This window comes from Mesorhizobium sp. M7A.F.Ca.CA.002.05.1.1 (assembly GCF_003998335.1).
Classification (GTDB): Bacteria; Pseudomonadota; Alphaproteobacteria; order Rhizobiales; family Rhizobiaceae; genus Mesorhizobium.
In genome coordinates this window covers 1-1862 of record NZ_RZQI01001062.1, presented here as the reverse complement: position 1 = coordinate 1862, position 1862 = coordinate 1, and the positions used below count along the sequence as shown (strand labels likewise).

The window sequence follows — 1862 nt, the reverse complement described above, 5'->3', positions numbered from 1 at the left end:
ACGCCCATCCCCGCGCCGGCGAATTGCTGGCGGAGGATACGCGCCGCGCCGCATCTGGCGACGACATCCGCATCCGCAGCGTCGAATGCCTTGGCAATTGCAAGCGGCGCCTCAGCGCCGCCATCCTGCGCGACGGCTGCTGGAGCTATGTCTTTGGCGACCTGACCGAGACCAGCGGCGCCGACCTCGTCACCGGAGCCAAGCTTTTCGCCACCTCGACCGACGGTCTCATTCCCTGGCGTGGCCGTCCCGATAGCCTGAAGCGCGGCCTCGTTGCCCGCATCCCTCCCCTCGACATGCTGAAGGACTGACCATGACTGCCCCAGATTCGCCTGCGAACCTCTCCCGCGTTCCCTGCACCGTCGTCACCGGCTTCCTCGGCGCCGGCAAGACGACGCTGGTCCGCCATCTCCTGGAAAACGCCGGCGGCAAGCGCATTGCCATCATCGTCAACGAATTCGGCGACATCGGCATTGACGGCGAGATCCTGAAGGGCTGCGGCATCGACACCTGTCCGGAGGAAAATATCGTCGAACTGGCCAATGGCTGCATCTGCTGCACCGTCGCCGACGATTTCGTCCCGGCGCTCGACCGTATTCTCGCGCTGACGCCGAGGGTCGACCACATCCTGATCGAGACATCGGGCCTGGCGCTGCCCAAGCCGCTGGTCCAGGCCTTTCAATGGCCGAGCGTGAAGAGCCGCGTCACAGTCGACGGCGTCATCGCCGTGGTCGACGGGCCGGCATTGGCCGAGGGCCGCGTCGCCAACGACATGGACGCCCTGCAGGCGCAGCGCGCCGGGGACGAGACGCTCGACCATGACGATCCGGTGGAAGAAGTGTTCGAGGACCAGATCGCCTGTGCCGACCTGATCATCCTGTCGAAAAGCGACCTGATGGACGCCGCCGGTACCGCCCGCGCCAACGCCATCATTGGCGAACACTCCGCCCGCGCGGTGAAGATCGTGCCGACGTCGCATGGCAAGGTCGATCCCTCGGTGCTGCTCGGGCTCGGTCTGGCCGTCGAGGACGACATCGAAAACCGCAAGTCCCACCATGACGGCGCGTTCGACCATGAGCATGACGACTTCGACACCTTCATTGTCGACATTGCCTCGATCGCCAATCCCGATGAACTGGCGAAGCGCGTCGCCACCGTCGCCGAAGAAGAGAACGTGCTGCGCGTAAAAGGCTTCGTCGAGGTCGGCGGCAAGCCGATGCGGCTCTTGCTGCAGGCCGTCGGGCCGCGCGTCAATCATTACTATGACCGCGCCTGGACCGCGCAGGACGACCGCCGTTCGCGCCTCGTCGTCATCGGCCTGAAGGGGCTGAACCGCCCGGCGATCGAGCGTATACTCGCCGGCTGATTTCGGACACGGGTCGCGATGCACATCCTCACCACGACATCCGCCTCGCTCGACGACCTCGCCGAGCCGGTCGATCTGCGGCAGACGCCGGCGGATATCGTGGCCCTGTCCTTCACCGACAGCGACCTCGCCGGACTGGCGGCAGCCTGGAAGGCCGATGCCGGCCGCCTGCCCTCGATGCGGCTGGCCGCACTGCGTGACCTGCGCCATCCGATGTCCGTCGACCTCTGGGTCGACAGCGTCGCCCGCCACGCCAAGATCATCCTGGTGCGCATCCTCGGCGGCTACGACTGGTGGCGCTACGGCTGCGACCAGCTCGCCTCGACTGCCCGCGAACGCGGCATAAAACTGGCGCTGCTGCCCGGCGAATGCCGCGACGAGGACCTGCGCCTGATCGAAGCCTCGACGCTGCCGCGCGAGCAGTTGGACGGCCTGCTCGACTATTTCCGCGAGGGCGGCCCGGCGAATATGAGCGCGCTGGTGCGGAGGCTGGCAC

The 1862-nt window shown here is 66.6% G+C and carries 2 protein-coding genes and 1 pseudogene; all 3 read left to right on the top strand.

The features are described from left to right. On the top strand, positions 1-311 hold a 311-nt coding region (locus EN939_RS32445; RefSeq protein WP_127271615.1), incomplete at its 5' end, for a DUF1636 family protein. Positions 312-313: 2 nt separating this feature from the next. Next, the gene (gene cobW, locus EN939_RS32440; RefSeq protein ID WP_127271613.1) at positions 314-1366 is read left to right on the top strand and encodes a cobalamin biosynthesis protein CobW; all 1053 of its coding nucleotides are present in this window, start codon (positions 314-316) and stop codon (positions 1364-1366) included. Positions 1367-1384: 18 nt separating this feature from the next. Then, positions 1385-1862, top strand: a pseudogene (locus EN939_RS32435) (cobaltochelatase subunit CobN); the annotation flags it as partial.

Excerpts from the sequence above, each read along its gene's own strand:
- cobW (WP_127271613.1), top strand. The coding sequence starts at position 314 with ATGACTGCCCCAGATTCGCCTGCGAACCTCTCCCGCGTTCCCTGCACC.